Origin of the sequence: Pseudomonas sp. NFACC04-2, assembly GCF_900119265.1 — a bacterium.
Taxonomy (GTDB): domain Bacteria; phylum Pseudomonadota; class Gammaproteobacteria; order Pseudomonadales; family Pseudomonadaceae; genus Aquipseudomonas; species Aquipseudomonas fluorescens_AA.
The window spans coordinates 21,828-39,105 of the sequence record NZ_FPJC01000009.1 but is presented as its reverse complement, the minus strand read 5'-3'; the positions used below and the strand labels follow the sequence as shown (position 1 = coordinate 39,105).

The 17,278-nt window shown below is 61.7% G+C and carries 13 protein-coding genes; 7 read left to right on the top strand and 6 right to left on the bottom strand.

What is annotated here, in order from left to right:
- The first annotated feature begins 43 nt into the window (after positions 1-43).
- Together BT125_RS14100 and BT125_RS14095 are read left to right on the top strand one after the other, a co-directional pair.
- Positions 44-568 carry a DUF6586 family protein gene (locus tag BT125_RS14100; protein WP_072347518.1) on the top strand — a complete coding sequence of 175 codons (525 nt, stop codon included), beginning with the start codon at positions 44-46 and terminating at the stop codon, positions 566-568.
- A gap of 106 nt (positions 569-674) precedes the next feature.
- Positions 675-908, top strand: a complete 234-nt coding sequence (locus tag BT125_RS14095) for a hypothetical protein (RefSeq protein ID WP_003183419.1) — start codon at positions 675-677, stop codon at positions 906-908.
- A gap of 71 nt (positions 909-979) precedes the next feature.
- Here the strand turns inward: BT125_RS14095 and sulA are convergent, their stop codons facing one another.
- Positions 980-1,453: an SOS-induced cell division inhibitor SulA gene (gene sulA, locus BT125_RS14090; RefSeq protein ID WP_060738408.1), complete on the bottom strand. Its 474-nt coding sequence runs from the start codon at positions 1,451-1,453 to the stop codon at positions 980-982.
- A 10-nt stretch (positions 1,454-1,463) separates the two neighbouring features.
- Positions 1,464-2,072 carry a transcriptional repressor LexA gene (gene lexA, locus BT125_RS14085; RefSeq protein WP_003199651.1) on the bottom strand — a complete coding sequence of 203 codons (609 nt, stop codon included), beginning with the start codon at positions 2,070-2,072 and terminating at the stop codon, positions 1,464-1,466.
- A gap of 241 nt (positions 2,073-2,313) precedes the next feature.
- Between lexA and BT125_RS14080 the strand changes: the two genes are divergently transcribed.
- Positions 2,314-3,021: a TetR/AcrR family transcriptional regulator gene (locus BT125_RS14080; RefSeq protein WP_072407820.1), complete on the top strand. Its 708-nt coding sequence runs from the start codon at positions 2,314-2,316 to the stop codon at positions 3,019-3,021.
- A gap of 181 nt (positions 3,022-3,202) precedes the next feature.
- The gene (gene nagZ, locus BT125_RS14075) at positions 3,203-4,201 is read left to right on the top strand and encodes a beta-N-acetylhexosaminidase (protein WP_170866835.1); all 999 of its coding nucleotides are present in this window, start codon (positions 3,203-3,205) and stop codon (positions 4,199-4,201) included.
- 152 nt (positions 4,202-4,353) lie between these two features.
- On the opposite strand, the gene BT125_RS14070 is transcribed toward nagZ, so the two are convergent.
- Genes BT125_RS14070 through mfd form a run of 3 tightly spaced genes read right to left on the bottom strand, consistent with a single transcriptional unit; the run spans position 4,354 to position 11,085 of the window.
- Entirely contained in the window at positions 4,354-7,047 is a 2,694-nt protein-coding gene (locus BT125_RS14070; protein ID WP_072407816.1) for a DEAD/DEAH box helicase, read from the bottom strand.
- Between the two features lie 11 nt (positions 7,048-7,058).
- Entirely contained in the window at positions 7,059-7,625 is a 567-nt protein-coding gene (locus BT125_RS14065) for a CsiV family protein (RefSeq protein ID WP_060738405.1), read from the bottom strand.
- Between the two features lie 10 nt (positions 7,626-7,635).
- Positions 7,636-11,085, bottom strand: coding sequence for a transcription-repair coupling factor (mfd, locus tag BT125_RS14060; protein ID WP_072407814.1), 3,450 nt, complete (start codon positions 11,083-11,085; stop codon positions 7,636-7,638).
- Positions 11,086-11,253: 168 nt separating this feature from the next.
- Between mfd and BT125_RS14055 the strand changes: the two genes are divergently transcribed.
- The gene (locus BT125_RS14055) at positions 11,254-12,717 is read left to right on the top strand and encodes a glyceraldehyde-3-phosphate dehydrogenase (protein ID WP_072347504.1); all 1,464 of its coding nucleotides are present in this window, start codon (positions 11,254-11,256) and stop codon (positions 12,715-12,717) included.
- 171 nt (positions 12,718-12,888) lie between these two features.
- On the opposite strand, the gene BT125_RS14050 is transcribed toward BT125_RS14055, so the two are convergent.
- Positions 12,889-14,187 carry an MFS transporter gene (locus tag BT125_RS14050; RefSeq protein WP_072407812.1) on the bottom strand — a complete coding sequence of 433 codons (1,299 nt, stop codon included), beginning with the start codon at positions 14,185-14,187 and terminating at the stop codon, positions 12,889-12,891.
- A gap of 167 nt (positions 14,188-14,354) precedes the next feature.
- On the opposite strand from BT125_RS14050, the gene BT125_RS14045 reads away from it, so the two are divergent.
- The gene (locus BT125_RS14045) at positions 14,355-15,404 is read left to right on the top strand and encodes an FAD:protein FMN transferase (RefSeq protein ID WP_371857810.1); all 1,050 of its coding nucleotides are present in this window, start codon (positions 14,355-14,357) and stop codon (positions 15,402-15,404) included.
- Between the two features lie 473 nt (positions 15,405-15,877).
- A complete protein-coding gene (sthA, locus tag BT125_RS14040; protein WP_003183399.1) occupies positions 15,878-17,272 on the top strand; it encodes a Si-specific NAD(P)(+) transhydrogenase in 1,395 nt (464 codons plus the stop codon).
- The last annotated feature ends 6 nt before the right edge of the window (positions 17,273-17,278 follow it).

The window sequence follows — 17,278 nt, the reverse complement described above, 5'->3', positions numbered from 1 at the left end:
GTCGCACTTGCGTGAAGCTTTCATTCGTTGGGGAGATGCCGCCATGGCCCACGAACTCTATACCCGCACCAATCAGAAAATCTATTTCGCCGGCCTGTCGCTCGAAGCACTCACCAGGGCCGAGGATGGGCGTGCGATGAACTCCCCGGCGCTGCTCCAGGCAGGACGTGAGTCCGCGCTGTTTCACCTGTACGGTGCGTTGTTGGGGTTGTGCCATGAAATCGCCGGTTTCTATCGCCTGCCACAAGCGAATGCCCCTCGGGCCGAGCTGCTGTTGACCCGCGAAGTGCTGGAAACCATCGCGATTCCGGAGCTGGCCGAAATGGTCGAGCTGGCGCATAACCCGGAAACCTGGCTTGCGAAGTTATTGGCGGCCCATGCGGCGCTGTTCGAGCCGCCCCGGGCCCCGCGCAAGCCCAAGGGGGACGTAACCCAACCGTTGATCGTGGCGGTCAATCTGGATGAGCAAGACCCAGAGCAGGAGTTGAGCCGGGAGGAGTTGGAGAGCTGGCGCCAGAACCTCAAGAGCCTGGCGATACGTTTTCGTGACGGGTTGAACGAGTGCTGATTTTCCCCTCGGCCCGTTACGTTCGTTGATAACGCTTGGTCAAGATCCCGAGCGGAGCCTGGCCGATGACTATATAATCCTCGCCTTTCGTGGAGAACAGACTTTTATGCCTACGTCCTTTCTAGAAATTGTCGAACTTCCTGATGGCCGCATCGAGCTGCGCAGGGCCGAGGACGAGGGTTCTCTGGTTACCTTGAACTTCTCCGAAGATGCCAAGGTATTCCTTCAAGGCCAACACGTCGAAGTCGCCAAGGCGATGCTGAGCGTGGGCGTCCAGATGGCAGGTCGCCTGGTTGAAGGCGAATTCAACAAGGAAGAGGGGCCGCGGGTTCTTCACTGATCCCGTCTGTCGGCTTTTTTGAATCGTGTGGCTGGTCGGCTTCTCTACTTTGGAGAAGCCCCGCGTTTGTCTTAGCCCAATCGAATATTCAGGCTTTGTGCGTCCCCGGTGCGGGCGGCGCTGATCAACTGTTGCCGTGCGGCCGTGGTCAATGGGTTGAGCCAGCTGACCACGGTGTGGCTACGGCCCAGGCGCAAGGCCTCGCAAGTCAACTGTTGGGCGCTTTGGGTGCCACGCGGCTGCAGCAACAGGATGCGCTCACGGTTCAGGCCGGCGTCCCGCAGCCAGGCCTGGGTAACGCTGGCCGGTGGGGCGATCAGCGTCAACCAGCGAGCATCCTGGTCCTGGCTGAGTTCTCGCAGAATCGGCGCCAGCAGGTTCAGGCAGTTTCCGGCCGCACCACGTAACGACAGTTCGCTGAAGGCCTCGGGTTCGACGCCCCAAGGCGACTCGATGACCTCTTTCAGGACTGGAACCAGCGGTTGGGCCATGAATGCCTCGAACAGCGGAAGTTGTGTGTGTTGTGGTGTGTGAGGGAACTGCATAAAGCCTCCTTTAGCGGCGAATGACGCCGACGCTCAAGCCTTCGATGACCAGGTCCTGATCTTTCAGGTTCACTTCGATGGGGGCGAACTCCGGGTTCTCGGCAATGAGCCAGACCTTGCTGCCGTCGCGCTTGAAGCGCTTGACGGTTACCTCGTCGCCGATTCGCGCCACCACGATCTGGCCATTGCGGGCTTCGCGGGTGGTGTGGACGGCCAGGAGGTCACCGTCGAAGATGCCGATGTCCTTCATGCTCATGCCGTGTACACGAAGCAGGTAATCGGCCCGGGGATGAAAGAACGAAGGGTTGATGTTGCAGGACTCCTCGACGTGCTGCTGGGCAAGGATCGGTGCGCCCGCCGCGACCCGGCCGATGATTGGCAGGGTGGTTTCGTCGGCCTTGGCTTCGAAGCCGGGGATACGAATGCCACGGGATGCGCCCGGGGTCATTTCGATAGCGCCCTTGCGCGCCAGCGCCTTGAGGTGTTCTTCAGCCGCGTTGGGCGACTTGAAACCCAGTTCCTGGGCGATTTCCGCACGGGTCGGTGGGTAGCCGTTGTCTTCGAGGCAGCGTTTGATGAAGGCCAGAATCTCTGCTTGGCGTGGCGTCAGCTTTAGCATATTGATCGCTCTGTCTTTTTATACAGTGACTGGGATTATATACAGTGGACGCCACTTGGCAATCCTCCTTTTTCCACTGGCCGCTGGACGGTCGGTCAGGTTGTTGGATGGGGCAGGGCTACCCCCTGTGAAAAGGTGTGGTTAAATACGTGACCGGGCGTTCGCAAAACGCCCCGGCAGGCTTGACAACCCTTAGGCTGAAACGTATGTTTCAAACAAGTGTTTGTCAGGCGGAGTAACCATGGCCCAGTCGGAAACCGTTGAACGCATTCTCGATGCTGCCGAGCAGTTGTTCGCGGAAAAAGGTTTCGCCGAAACCTCATTGCGTCTGATCACCAGCAAGGCCGGAGTCAACCTGGCGGCGGTGAACTATCACTTCGGCTCGAAAAAGGCCTTGATCCAAGCGGTCTTCTCGCGCTTCCTCGGGCCTTTCTGCCTCAGCCTCGATCGTGAACTGGAGCGGCGCCAGGCCAAGCCTGACGTCAAGCCTACCCTGGAAGAGCTGCTGGAAATCCTGGTCGAGCAAGCCCTTGTCGTGCAGCCGCGCAGCGGTAACGACCTGTCCATTTTCATGCGCCTGCTGGGCCTGGCCTTCAGCCAGAGCCAGGGCCACCTGCGGCGTTACCTGGAAGACATGTACGGCAAGGTGTTCCGTCGCTACATGCTGTTGGTCAACGAAGCCGCACCGCGCATCCCGCCCATCGAGTTGTTCTGGCGAGTGCACTTCATGCTCGGTGCCGCCGCGTTCAGTATGTCCGGGATCAAGGCGCTGCGGGCCATCGCTGAAACCGATTTTGGCGTGAACACCTCGATCGAGCAGGTGATGCGCCTGATGGTGCCGTTCCTGGCGGCCGGCATGCGTGCCGAAAGCGGGGTCACCGATGAGGCCATGGCGGCCGCGCAACTGCGTCCACGCAGCAAGTCGACGCCGACGCTGGCCAAGGCTTGAGTGCATGGGTGGGCGCGGCTGCCCACATCCGCTAAGCTAGCCGCCCATGCCGACACTCGTTTCGAACCCGTTCCATTCTTTAGTGCATGACCGCGACCTGCCGGGCTTTGGGCCTGGCAGTTTGCTCATGCCTGTCATCGCGCGGGTTCATCGTTATTAAGGAAATGCTATGACTGCTGGCCTGCAAGGCTCGTTGATGGTGGACGTCGCCGGTACCTGGCTGACGGCCGAAGATCGCCACCTGTTGCGCCAGCCAGAAGTGGGCGGCCTGATCATTTTTGCCCGCAATATCGAGCATCCGCGGCAAGTGCGCGAGCTGAGCGCGTCGATCCGCGCCATCCGTCCCGACCTTTTACTGGCGGTGGACCAGGAAGGTGGTCGCGTTCAGCGGCTGCGCCAGGGCTTTGTGCGGTTGCCGGCGATGCGTGCGATAGCCGACAACCCGAACGCCGAATACCTGGCCGAGCAGTGCGGCTGGATCATGGCCACCGAAGTGCTGGCGGTCGGTCTCGACTTGAGTTTTGCCCCGGTGCTGGATCTCGACTATCAGCGCAGCGCTGTCGTCGGCAGTCGTTCCTTTGAAGGCGACCCCGCGCGCGCGGCGTTACTCGCCGGTGCCTTCATCCGTGGTATGAGCGCCGCCGGCATGGCAGCCACCGGCAAGCACTTCCCGGGGCATGGCTGGGCCGAGGCCGATTCCCATGTGGCGATTCCGACCGATGAACGCAGCCTCGAACAGATTCGGGCCAACGACCTGGTACCGTTTGCCAGGCTGAGCAAGCAACTGGCCGCCGTGATGCCGGCCCATGTCATCTATCCGCAGGTTGACGCCAATCCAGCCGGGTTTTCCCGCCGCTGGTTGCAGGACATCCTGCGCGGTGAGTTGCAATTCGAGGGCGTGATCTTCAGTGATGACCTGTCGATGGCCGGGGCGCATGTGGTCGGTGATGCCGCCAGTCGTATCGAGGCGGCGTTGACGGCGGGCTGTGATATGGGGCTGGTATGCAATGACCGCGCTGCTGCGGAGCTGGCCTTGAGCGCTGCCCAGCGCCTGAAGGTCAAGCCTTCGGCGCGGATCGCCCGTATGCGCGGCCAGGCCTATGCTTCCACGGAATACCGCCAGAACCCTCGCTGGTTGGCGGCGCTCGGCGCGCTGAGGGCTGCCCAGCTGATTGATTAGCGCTGAGCAATGTGATGGGCCCAGGTTATGTGAACACTGCAGCTCCCCTGTGGGAGCGAGCTTGCTCGCGATGACGGCAGTCCGATCAACATCTGCGCCAGCTGAACCACCGCCATCGCGAGCAAACGCGACTCCCACAGGAACTGAGGGGGTCAGCGCTTTTCCAGTTTGTCCGGCAATGGCGCGAACAACGCTTCGATATCGTCGCTCTGCAATTTCCAATCTCCGGCCACGCGTCCGTCCAGCACGCCGGCCGCGAGGTCGGACTTTTCCTTTTGCAGTAGCTGGATCTTCTCTTCCACCGTGCCTCGGGCAATCAGTTTGTAGACGAACACCGGCTTCTCCTGGCCGATGCGATAGGCACGGTCGGTAGCCTGGTTTTCGGTGGCCGGGTTCCACCATGGGTCGTAGTGAATCACCGTGTCGGCCTCGGTCAGGTTCAGGCCTACACCACCGGCCTTCAGGCTGATAAGAAAGATCTGACGCTTGCCACTCTGGAATTCCTTGACGGGCGTGCGACGGTCCCGGGTCTGGCCGGTCAGGATGGCGTAATCGACGCCGCGTTTCTTCAGCTCATCTTCAATCAGCGCCAACATGGACGTGAACTGGGAAAACAGCAGCACCCGACGGCCTTCTTCAAACAGCTCGTCGAGCATTTCCATCAGGCTGTCGAGCTTGCCCGAGGTGCTGCCTCGGGCGGGCAGGGTGGCGTCGTTGATCAGGCGCAGGTCGCAGCACACTTGGCGCAGCTTGAGCAGCGCCTCAAGGATGATGATCTGGCTGCGGGCCACGCCTTTGCGAGTGATCTCGTCGCGGACCTTCTTGTCCATCGCCAGGCGCATGGTTTCGTAGACGTCCCGCTGGGCATCGCTGAGTTCGACCCAATGGATGATCTCGGTCTTGGGCGGCAGCTCTGTCGCCACTTGTTCCTTGGTCCGGCGCAGCAGGAAGGGTTTTATCCGACCGTTGAGGTGCTGCAGTCGTACATCGCTGCCGCGCTTTTCGATCGGTACGCGGTAATCGCGGTTGAAACTCTTGACGTCCCCGAGCCAGCCCGGCAGCAGGAAGTGAAACAACGACCACAGTTCGCCCAGGTGGTTTTCCAGGGGCGTACCGGACAGGCACAGCCGCTGGCGGGCGTTCAGCTCGCGGGCGGCCTGGGCGGCTTTGCTGGTGGGGTTCTTGATGTACTGGGCTTCATCGAGAATCAGCACGTGCAATGGCTGCGCAGCCAGGCGCTCGACATCCTTGGGTAGCAGGGCATAGGTGGTGAGGACCAGGTCGTAATCGGCCAGTCGTTCGAAATGCTTTTTGCGCCCGGCGCCATACAGGGCCAGTACCTTGAGTTGCGGCGTGAAGTGAGCGGCCTCGTCGAGCCAGTTGGGAATCAGGCTGGTGGGCATCACCACCATGCACGGGCGATCGAGGCGCCCGGCATTTTTTTCGCTGAGAATGTGCGCCAGGGTCTGTAGGGTTTTACCCAGGCCCATGTCGTCCGCGAGGATGCCGCCGACTTCCAGCTGTCGCAGTGATTGCATCCAGCTCAAGCCTTCGAGTTGATAAGGCCGTAGCGTCGCGTTCAGCCCTTCCGGCGCGGTGGTGGTGTAATCCTTGATGTCCCGCAGGCGCTGGGCCAGGCCGCGAATATGTTCGCCACCTTCCCAGGTCAGTGGCATGTCCTGCAGCGGGTTCAGGCGCAAGGCGTCCGCGCTGTTGAGGCGCAGTTTGGTGGTGCCGGGTTCTTGCAGGTAGAACTCGCCCAGGGTCGCCAGCACCGGTTTCAGCCGGCCATAGGGCAGGGCCACTTGCTGCGGGCCGAATTCGGAGTTCGGACGGTTGGGCAGATTGACCAGAATCAGTTCATCGTCCCGGCGCCTGGCCAGGCGTTCCGGGTTGAACAACTCGATGTGCGAGCGCATCAGGTTCAACAGGATCGGCAGCAGGCTCAGGCGCTCGCCGTTGACGATGATCCCCAGTTCCAGGTCGAACCAATCCCGTTCCGGTGTTTCCTCGACCGTGGCGTACCACTCGTCCACGGCCGTCAGGTCGAAGCCGAAGTCCTCGTCGATCTGCAATTCCCAGCCCTGGGTGCGCAGTTTCGGCAGGTCGTTGAGGGTGAACGTCAGCCAGGCACTGTCGTTGACCATTTCATACAGTTCGCCAGCGCTTTCCGGCAGGGCCTTGCTTTGTCGGGTCGCGACCTTGAAGCCGAGGATTCGCAGCTGTTCGCGGTAGGATTGTTCCACATCGGTGTGGCGTTTTATCCGCAACGTCTGGGTTTCCTGGCGAATCAGCACGTCGGTGTTGCGCTGGCCGCTGACGTACTCGTCCAGATAGCTGAAGGATAAGGCGGCGCGGTGCTGGATGTAGCGTTGCATCTTGCCGTTGCGTGGCTCGAAGGCGCTGAACTCGATACTGGCCAGCCACAGGCGTGGCACCGGTTGTACGTTGTCCACCAGCACTTGCGGTGGGGCCTTGGGGCTGCGGTTGTCCAGCACGGCTTGGAGTTTTTCCAGCAATTGCGCGTCTTTTTCGGCGGCCGGGTAGGCCAGGGTTTCCTGGACTTGCAACAACACCGCCGCGCAGTGCTTGCAGTTGATGCGCACCGGGCAGGAGCACGCGGCTTCGAGCAGAATCAACGCGCCCTTGGCAGACTCTTTAAGGCGAATGGTCTGACGGTAGACGTTGCCGCCAGAGCCTTCGCAACTGGCGGTGATGGTGCTGTCGCCGGCCTCGACGATCCTGACGCGGTTTTCCAGCGCATAACGGCGCCCGCGCTCCAGGCTTTGTTCCTTGAATCGATTGACCCAGGAAGGTGCCAGGGGTTTGCTCAGGGGCGAGGGCATAGGCGCGCCAATCAGTCCGGAATGACTTCAGGTGCCTGCCGTGGCGCGGGCGCGGTCAGCGAGGTGATCTTGATCAGCAGGCCGAGGTGACCGTTATCGAGGAAATTCAGTTGGCCATTCTTGGTATGGCTCTGCTGTTTGAGGCGCTCGCTGGCGGTGACCAGGCCATTGGCGTCGATCTGGTTGATCCAGAAATCGGCATCCACGTCGGTGAAGCGGCCCAGTTTCAGTTCCAGGGTGCCCTCGATGGGGAATTGTCCGAACTGTTCGGCACCGTCGCTGATGGCGACTTTACGGCCCTGTTCACCGAGCGTCTGCTGCCAGGCCTTGTGCATCAATACCGTGTACTGGCCACTGGCGGTGAGTTTTTCGACGATGTTGCCCAGGGCTGGCGTGCGCTGGCTGTCCGCGCCCAGGCGTTGCGCGCCGGCGTCCCAGTCTTCCGGTGCGGCGCGGCTGACAATCGCCGGCTCGGCGTTCTGGCGGACCAGAATCATTTCAACCTGATACAGGTCGTCGGCAAACGCCAGGGGAGCGACCAGGGTCAACAACAAGGTCAGTGAGCGAAACAGGCGCATGGGGCGTCCTTCAAGCAGTGGTCGGAGTGAGGCGCTCGAACAGCGCCTCTACGGTATTGAAACGCTCTTCCGCGCGTTCCATGGGCACCATGAATTTGAACATCGTGGCCCCTTCGAATTTGTAGCGTTTGGGCTGGCCTTGGATCAACTTGATCAGCACCAGCGGGTCGACCGGCGTCTGGGCTTCGAACTCGATCCGGCCGCCGTTGGGGCCGCCATCGACTTTCTTGATGCCCAGTTGCTCGGCCTTGAGCTTGAGCAGCGTGGTGCGCACCAGGTTCTTGGTCGGTTCCGGCAGCAGGCCGAAGCGGTCGATCATCTCCACCTGCAGGTCCTTGAGGCCTTCTTCGTCGCTGGCCGAGGCGATGCGTTTGTAGAGGATCAGCCGTGCGTGGACGTCCGGCAGGTAGTCTTCCGGGATCAATGCCGGCACGCGCAGATTGATTTCCGGCCCGCCGCCCAGGGGTTGATCGAGGTTCGGCTGCTCGCCCTTGCGGATCGACTTGACCGCCCGTTCGAGCATTTCCATGTACAGGGTGAAGCCGACGGCCTGGATCTGGCCACTCTGGCCGTCGCCGAGCAATTCGCCGGCGCCACGGATTTCCAGGTCGTTGGTGGCCAGCACGAAGCCGGCGCCGAGGTCCTGGGTGTTAGCGATGGCTTCCAGGCGCTTTTCCGCATCCGGGGTAATCTGCTGGCGCGGTGGCGTCAGCAGGTAGGCATAGGCTTGGTGGTGGCTACGACCGACCCGGCCGCGCAACTGGTGCAACTGGGCCAGGCCGAATTTGTCGGCGCGCTCGATGATGATGGTGTTGGCGCTCGGCACGTCGATGCCGGTCTCGATGATGGTCGAGGCGATCAGCACGTTGAAGCGCTTGTGGTAGAAGTCGCTCATCACCTGTTCGAGTTCACGTTCGCGCATTTGCCCGTGGCCGATGCCGATGCGTGCTTCCGGCACCAGTTCGGCCAGGTCGGCGGCGCATTTCTCGATGGTCTTCACGTCGTTGTGCAGGTAATAGACCTGGCCACCCCGCAGCAGCTCACGCAGCAGGGCTTCCTTGACCGTGCTTTTGTTCTGCTCCATGACAAAGGTGCGCACCGACAGGCGCCGGGCCGGTGGCGTGGCGATGATCGACAGGTCGCGCATGCCCGACACCGCCATGTTCAGCGTGCGGGGGATCGGCGTGGCGGTCAGGGTCAGGATGTCGACTTCGCTGCGCAGGGCCTTGAGCTGTTCTTTCTGGCGTACGCCAAAACGGTGTTCTTCGTCGATGATCACCAGCCCCAGGTTCTTGATCTTCACGTCGTCCTGCAGCAGCTTGTGCGTGCCGATGACGATGTCGATCTTGCCCTCGGCCAGGTCGGCCACGGCGGCGTTCACTTCCTTGGTGGATTTGAAACGGCTCATCACTTCCACGGTCACCGGCCAGTCGGCGAAGCGGTCGCGGAAACTGTTGTAGTGCTGCTGGGCGAGCAAGGTGGTGGGGACCAGGATCGCCACCTGCTTGCCGCCGTGCACGGCAATGAATGCGGCGCGCATCGCCACTTCGGTCTTGCCGAAGCCCACGTCGCCGCACACCAGTCGGTCCATGGGCTTGGGCGCGAGCATGTCGGCGCGCACGGCTTCGATGGTGGTCTGCTGGTCGACGGTTTCTTCGAAGGGGAAACCGGCGCTGAAGGTTTCGTAGTCGGCTTTCGGATCGGCGAAGGCGTAGCCCTCGCGGGCGGCGCGACGGGCATAAATGTCCAGCAGTTCGGCGGCCACGTCGCGCACCTGTTCGGCCGCCTTGCGCTTGGCTTTCTGCCAGGTTTCCGAGCCCAGGCGGTGCAGCGGGGCGAGAGCGTCGTCGCTGCCGGTGTAGCGGGCGATCAGGTGCAGGTTCGCCACTGGCACGTAGAGCTTGGCGCCCTCGGCGTATTCCAGGGTCAGGAACTCGGCGGCCTGGTTGTCGATTTCCAGGGTCGCCAGGCCCAGATAGCGGCCAACGCCGTGGTCGATGTGCACCACCGGCGCGCCTTCGCGCAGCTCGGTGAGGTTCTTGATGACGGCGTCGTTGGCGGCGTCGGCGCGTTTCTCGCGACGGCGGCGCTGCATGACGCGCTGGCCGAACAAAGGACTTTCCGCCACCAGCGCCAGGGCCGGGTCATCCAGGACCAGGCCGTCGTTCAACGGCGCGATGGTGATCGCCAGGCGATCCTTGCCGGCGACGAAGTCCGGCCAGCTGTCCACCGTCTTCGGCCGCAGCTTCAGGCGTTCGAGCAGTTCCAGCAGCACTTCGCGACGCCCCGCGGATTCAGCGGTGAACAGGACGCGACCGGGGAATGCGTCGAGAAAGCCCGCCAGTGCCGCCAATGGCTGCGTGGCCTTGGCTTCGATGGCCAGGTCCGGCAACGCCTTGGCCGGGAAGCGTTCACGGCCGACGCCGGTTTCCACGTCCTGCTGGCTTGCCACCACCCGCGGCCAGCTCTTGAGGCGGGCAAAGCAGTCTTCCACCGGCAGGAACAGTTCGGCTGGCGGTAATAAAGGCCGGGAAGGGTCGACGCGACGCTCTTCGTAGCGGTTGCGCACGTCGTTCCAGAAGTTTTCCGCCGCTTGCTCGATGCCTGGCAGGGAAAACACCTGGGTGTCCTGGGGCAGGTAATCGAACAGGGTGGAGGTTTCTTCGAAAAACAGCGGCAGGTAATACTCGATACCGGCGGGTGTGATCCCGCTGCTCAGGTCCTGGAAGATCGGGCAGCGGCGGAAATCCACATCGAAGCGCTCGCGAAAGCGTGCCTTGAAACGGGTCACGGCGTCTTTCTGCAGCGGGAATTCCTTGGCCGGCAACAGGCGGATCGACTGCACTTTGTCGATGGAGCGCTGGTTTTCCGGGTCGAAGGTACGCAGGGTCTCGATTTCGTCATCGAACAGGTCGATGCGATACGGCAGTTTGCTGCCCATCGGGAACAGGTCGATCAAGGCACCACGCACCGCGAACTCGCCGTGCTCGTACACCGTGTCGACACAACGATAGCCACTGGCCTCGAGGCGGGTGCGCATTTGTTCGACGTCGAGCTTCTGGCCGATGTCCAGCACCAGGCTGCTGCCGAGCAGGAATTGGGTCGGAGCCAGGCGATGTAGGGCCGTGGTGATCGGCACTACCAAAACGCCATGACTGAGCTCCGGCAGCCGATAAAGGCTGGCGATTCGCTGGGAAATGATGTCCTGGTGCGGTGAGAACAGATCGTAGGGCAGGGTTTCCCAGTCCGGGAAATGCAAGACCGGCAAATCCGGAGCGAAAAAACTCAGCTCCTGTTCCAACCGTTCGGCGCTTTGGCTGTCGGCGGTCAGCAGCAGAGTGAAACGCTTTGCAGCGCTGGCAGCCTCGGCGATGGCCAGGCTCAGGGCGGCACCGGGCAGGTTGCCCCAGTGCTGTTTACCTGCCGCGGCAGGGAGAAGCGGAAGACGCAGAACGGGCACGGAAGATTGAGCTCCAGCATTGCGACAAAGTCGACAATTGTAGCGGGGGAAGGGGGCTGCTGTCAGTCGCAGACTACCCAGGCCGGCAGGAAAACCACGGCGCGACGGGCGCGCATTGCTCCGCCGAGGACTCGGCGGCATAATGTAGCCCCTTTTTTCAGCCCCTACATGTGGAAGGTTACCGTGACTCAGAAGCCCGACCAGTGTCTTGGTGAATGGATTGATCGTGAAGCGCTCGCCGAAGCGATGATCCCTCTCATCGGTCAGCTCTACCGCAATAACAACGTGGTGAGCTCGATCTATGGCCGCAGCCTGATCAACCAGTCTGTCATCGCGATCCTCAAAGCCCACCGCTTTGCTCGCCACCGTTCTTCCGACGACAGCGAACTCTCCGTCCACGAAACATTCCCCCTGCTCAAGGCCATGAGCGAGCTCAAGCTCGGCGCGGCGTCGGTGGACCTGGGCAAGCTGGCGTTCAAGTTCCGCAACGAAGGCAATGGCCGTAGCGCCGAGCAGTTCGTGCGTGAAGAGATGGCTGATGTGGTTGGCCAGCAGAACGCTTCGCCTCGCAAAGGCACTGACGTGGTCCTGTACGGTTTCGGCCGTATCGGCCGTCTGCTGGCGCGCATCCTGATCGAAAAAACCGGTGGTGGCGACGGCCTGCGCCTGCGGGCCATCGTGGTGCGCAAGGGCGCCGAGAACGACCTGACCAAGCGTGCCAGCCTGCTGCGCCGCGACTCGGTCCATGGTTCGTTCAACGGCACCATCACCATCGACGAAGAAAACAACACCATCACCGCCAACGGCAACCTGATCCAGGTGATCTACGCGAAGAACCCGACCGAGGTGGACTACACCCAGTACGGTATCAAGGATGCGCTGCTGGTGGACAACACCGGTGTATGGCGTGACGCCGACGGCCTGGGCCAGCACCTGGCCTGCCCGGGTGTCGATCGCGTTGTCCTGACCGCGCCAGGCAAGGGCAAGCTGAAGAACATCGTTCACGGCATCAACCACGGTGACATCACCGCTGACGACAAGATCGTCTCCGCCGCCTCTTGCACCACCAACGCCATTGTGCCGGTGCTCAAGGCAGTGAACGACAAGTTCGGCATCGTCAACGGTCACGTCGAAACGGTTCACTCGTACACCAACGACCAGAACCTGATCGACAACTTCCACAAGGGTGATCGCCGTGGCCGCAGCGCCGCGCTGAACATGGTCATCACCGAGACCGGTGCCGCCACCGCCGCCGCCAAGGCCCTGCCTGAACTGGCCGGCAAGCTGACCGGCAATGCGATCCGCGTGCCGACGCCGAACGTGTCGATGGCCATTCTCAACCTGAACCTCGAGAAAGCCGCCACCCGTGAAGAGATGAACGAGTACCTGCGCTACATGGCGCTGCACTCCGATCTGCATAAGCAGATCGACTTCGTCAATTCCCAGGAAGTGGTCTCCACCGACTTCGTGGGCTCGCGCCACGCCGGTGTCGTGGATGCCGAAGCCACCATCAGCCAAGATAACCGCGTTGTCCTGTACGTCTGGTACGACAACGAGTTCGGTTACAGCTGCCAGGTGGTTCGCGTGATGGAAGACATGGCCGGGGTAAACCCGCCAGCGTTCCCGCGCTAAGCCTTAGCCGTTCGTGAAAACGCCCCGACTTGTCGGGGCGTTTTTTTGTCTGGAGGTTTTGTGTTGAGTGCGCCGGCCTCTTCGCGAGCAAGCCCGCTCCCACAGTTGACCGAGTTGTTGCTGATGTATGCGGTCCAATGTGGGAGCGGGCTTGCTCGCGAAGGCAATCTATCAGGCGCCGCTCACCATCGAAGCCTGCGCAGTCCGCAGTTCATGACGGTTGCCCTTGAACAACACCAGGGTCGCAATCAACCCCAGCACCGCCGCCCCACTGAGCCATATCCCCGGTGCAGCCTTGTTGTCGAGCACGTGGATCAGGTAGGTACAGGCCGCCGGGGTAAAGCCGCCGAACGTCGCTGTCGCCAGGCTGTAGGCCAGGGAGAAGCCGGTGGTGCGTACCTCGACCGGCATGATTTCCGTCAAGGCCACCACCATGGCACCGTTGTAGGATCCGTACAGGAACGACAGCCATAGTTCGACGATCAGTAAGTGGCTGAAGCTGGGATTCGCCACCAGCCAGGCCAGCGCCGGATAGGCGGTCAGGATCGCCAGGATCGTCGCACCGAGCAGCAGGGGTTTGCGTCCGATCTTGTCGGAAAACGCCCCCATCACAGGCAGCCAGAAGAAATTCGACAAGCCGATGCACACCGTGACCAGCAGCGCATCCAGGTCCGACAGGTTCAACTCGGCCTTGCCGAAGGTCGGTGTGTAGGCGGTGATCAGGTAGAACGACACGGTGGTCATCACCACCAGCGCCATGCCGGCCAAGACAACTCCGAAGTTCTGACCGATGGAGCGGACAATTTCCGACAGGCTGGGGCGGTGTTTTCTTGCTTGGAATTCAGGTGTTTCTTCCAGCGAACGACGAATCATGAAGATGGCCGGAACAATCATGCAACCCACCAGGAACGGTACGCGCCAGCCCCAGTCGCCCATCTCTTGGGGGCTCAGCCAGTGATGGAGGCCAACCCCCAGCAGGCCGGCAAACACCACGGCCGCCTGTTGGCTGGCGGATTGCCAACTGACAAAGAAACCCTTGCGCCCCGGCGTGGAGATTTCCGCCAGGTAGACCGACACACCACCCAGCTCCACGCCCGCGGAGAAGCCTTGCAGCAATCGGCCCAGCAGCACCAGCAAGGGGGCCGTCACGCCGAGGGTCGCATAGCCTGGCACGCAGGCGATCAGTAGGGTGCCCATGGCCATCAGCGCGAGGGTGATGATCAAGCCTTTGCGACGGCCATGGCGGTCGATATAGGCACCGAGAAAAATCGCCCCCAGGGGACGCATCAGGAACCCGGCACCGAACGTGGCCAGGGACAGCATCAGCGAGGCGAACGCACTGTCGGCGGGGAAGAACGTCTTGGCGATGGCTGTGGCGTAGAAGCCGTAGACCATGAAGTCGAACATCTCCAGGAAGTTGCCGCTGACAACGCGAAAAATCGCTTTGCCGTTGCTCGTGGTGGAAGACATGGGTAGGTACTCACTCTGGCAAATCTTGTATGAGGGCGCTGTATCCCGTGTGGGAGCGAGCTTGCTCGCGATAGTGGTGGATCAACCAGCATCGATGTAGCTGACACGCCGCCATCGCGAGCAAGCTCGCTCCCACAGGTTCGCGCATGCACGCGCTGAAGCTCATAATGGCCGGCGCGGTTTTGAGGGGAGATGAAGATTTGTTAACTGGACGGTGGGGAAAGCTTGTGGTGCTGGCCGGCGTGTTGTCCGGTTGTGGCAGCGGCGACACCGTGGAACGTTTCGACGGCCCGACCATGGGCAGTCATTATTCCATACAGTACGTCAGACATTCCGCCGGGCCCGCGCCGAAAACGGTGCAGGTCGAGGTGGAAAACATCCTTGCCGAAGTAGATCGGCAACTCTCGACTTATCGCAGCGATTCAGACGTTGAGCGCTTCAACGCATTGCCGGCCAACAGTTGCCAGGTCATGCCTGGGCCGGTCCTGGCGTTGATCCGCGTGGGCGAGCAGTTGTCGGTTCAAAGCGATGGGGCCTTTGATCTGACCGTGGAGCCGCTGTTGAACCTGTGGGGCTTCGGGCCCCAGTCCCGGGAAGAGAAAGTGCCGACTGCAGAAGCCTTGGCCTTGGTGCGCCAGCGCGTCGGTCATGGTCATTTGCGTATTGAGGGCGACCGGTTGTGCAAGGACGCCGCGGTGGAAGTCGACTTCAACAGTATCGCCGCCGGTTATGCCGTCGACCGTATCGCCGCCAGGCTCCAGGCCCTGGGCATCGACAGTTACCTGACCGAAGCCACCGGGGAACTCAAGGCCGTCGGGCGCAAACCCGATGGTTCGGCCTGGCGCATCGCCCTGGAAGAGCCCCGGGATGACCGGCAAGTGGCGGAGCGTGTCATTGAGGTCAACGGCTACGGCGTTTCCACCTCGGGTGACTACCGTCATTATTTCGAACAGGACGGTCGGCGTTATTCCCACACCTTTGATGCACGTACTGGTGCGCCGGTCCTACATAACCTGGCGTCAGTCACGGTGATTCATCCTTCGGCGCTGATGGCCGATGGACTATCGACGCTGTTGCTGATTCTCGGCCCCGAACGGGGTTGGGACTATGCCGAAAAACATGGTGTCGGGGTATTTTTCGTGCTCCGGGACGGCGAGCGGTTTGTCACGCGGACCAACGATGCGTTTGAACGGATCAGCGGCGGGAAAACCCAATGATGACAGCGCAATGAAAGCTTGCCTGTGGCGAAATAGCGCAGGCAAAGGGGGCGTTCTCAATTAGTTTCCCCGCCGCGCCGGGTCTGCTGTTGTGCAGGGCAAGGCGCGAGAAGCGTGGTTTGGTCATTCCAAATAAGCTTCGAGCAACGCAGCCCTGCACAACAGCAGGCCCGGCCCTCCGGGTTGCGCCTTAAAGCGGGCCATGCTGCGTTGCAGGCCTTGGAAAGGGAACACCATTCCCAGCAGCCTGCGCCTTGCCTGGCCCGCTTTAAGGCACAACGCGGTGGGGAAACTAATTGAGAACGCCCCCTAGCCTACGACGCGACCAAGGGGTAATGTGCGCGGCGTTGACGCTTCTATAGACTGTGGCCGGGCTCGTGAACCGGCCCCAAATTGTTCCTTCATGCCGCAGGCCGGCATGATTTAGCCGTCGATGCCTAGTGAGGCGTCGCGGCCTGTTCTGAGGAGTACGCATGGCTGTCTACAACTACGACGTGGTGGTACTGGGCTCCGGCCCGGCGGGGGAAGGCGCGGCAATGAACGCGGCCAAGGCAGGGCGCAAGGTGGCGATGGTCGACAGCCGTCGGCAGGTCGGCGGCAACTGCACCCACTTGGGTACCATCCCGTCCAAGGCCTTGCGTCACTCGGTCCGGCAGATCATGCAGTTCAACACCAACCCGATGTTCCGGGCCATCGGCGAGCCGCGCTGGTTCTCCTTCCCGGACGTGCTCAAGAGCGCCGAGAAGGTGATCTCCAAGCAAGTGGCCTCGCGCACCGGCTACTACGCCCGCAACCGCGTGGACGTGTTCTTCGGCACGGGCAGCTTTGCCGACGAGCAGACGGTCGAAGTGGTCTGCGGCAATGGCGTGGTCGAGAAGCTGGTGGCCAAGCACATCATCATCGCCACCGGTTCGCGCCCGTATCGCCCGGCCGACATCGATTTCAACCATGCACGGATCTACGATAGCGACACCATCCTGAGCCTGGGTCACACCCCGCGTAAGCTCATCGTCTACGGTGCCGGCGTGATCGGTTGCGAATACGCCTCGATCTTCAGCGGCCTGGGTGTGCTGGTGGAACTGGTGGATAACCGCGGCCAGTTGCTGAGCTTCCTGGACTCGGAAATCTCCCAGGCCCTGAGTTATCACTTCAGCAACAACAACATCACCGTGCGCCACAACGAAGACTACGACCGGGTCGAAGGCGTCGACAATGGCGTGATCCTGCACCTCAAATCCGGCAAGAAGATCAAGGCCGACGCCTTGCTCTGGTGCAACGGCCGTACCGGCAACACCGACACCCTGGGCCTGGAAAACATCGGCGTGAAGGTCAACAGCCGCGGCCAGATCGAAGTCGACGAGAACTACCGCACCTGCGTGCCGAACATCTACGGTGCCGGTGACGTGATCGGCTGGCCGAGCCTGGCCAGTGCCGCCCACGACCAGGGCCGCTCGGCCGCCGGCAGCATTGTCGACAACGGCAGCTGGCGCTTCGTCAACGACGTGCCGACGGGCATCTACACCATTCCGGAGATCAGCTCGATCGGCAAGAACGAGCAGGAGCTGACCCAGGCCAAGGTGCCGTACGAAGTGGGCAAGGCGTTCTTCAAGAGCATGGCGCGCGCGCAGATCGCCGGCGAGCCGCAAGGCATGCTGAAGATCCTGTTCCATCGCGAGACCCTTGAAGTGCTGGGCGTGCACTGCTTCGGCTACCAGGCGTCGGAGATCGTGCACATTGGCCAGGCGATCATGAACCAGCCGGGTGAACTGAATACGCTGAAGTACTTCGTCAACACCACGTTCAACTACCCGACCATGGCCGAAGCCTATCGGGTAGCGGCGTACGACGGGCTCAACCGGCTTTTTTGAGCGGCT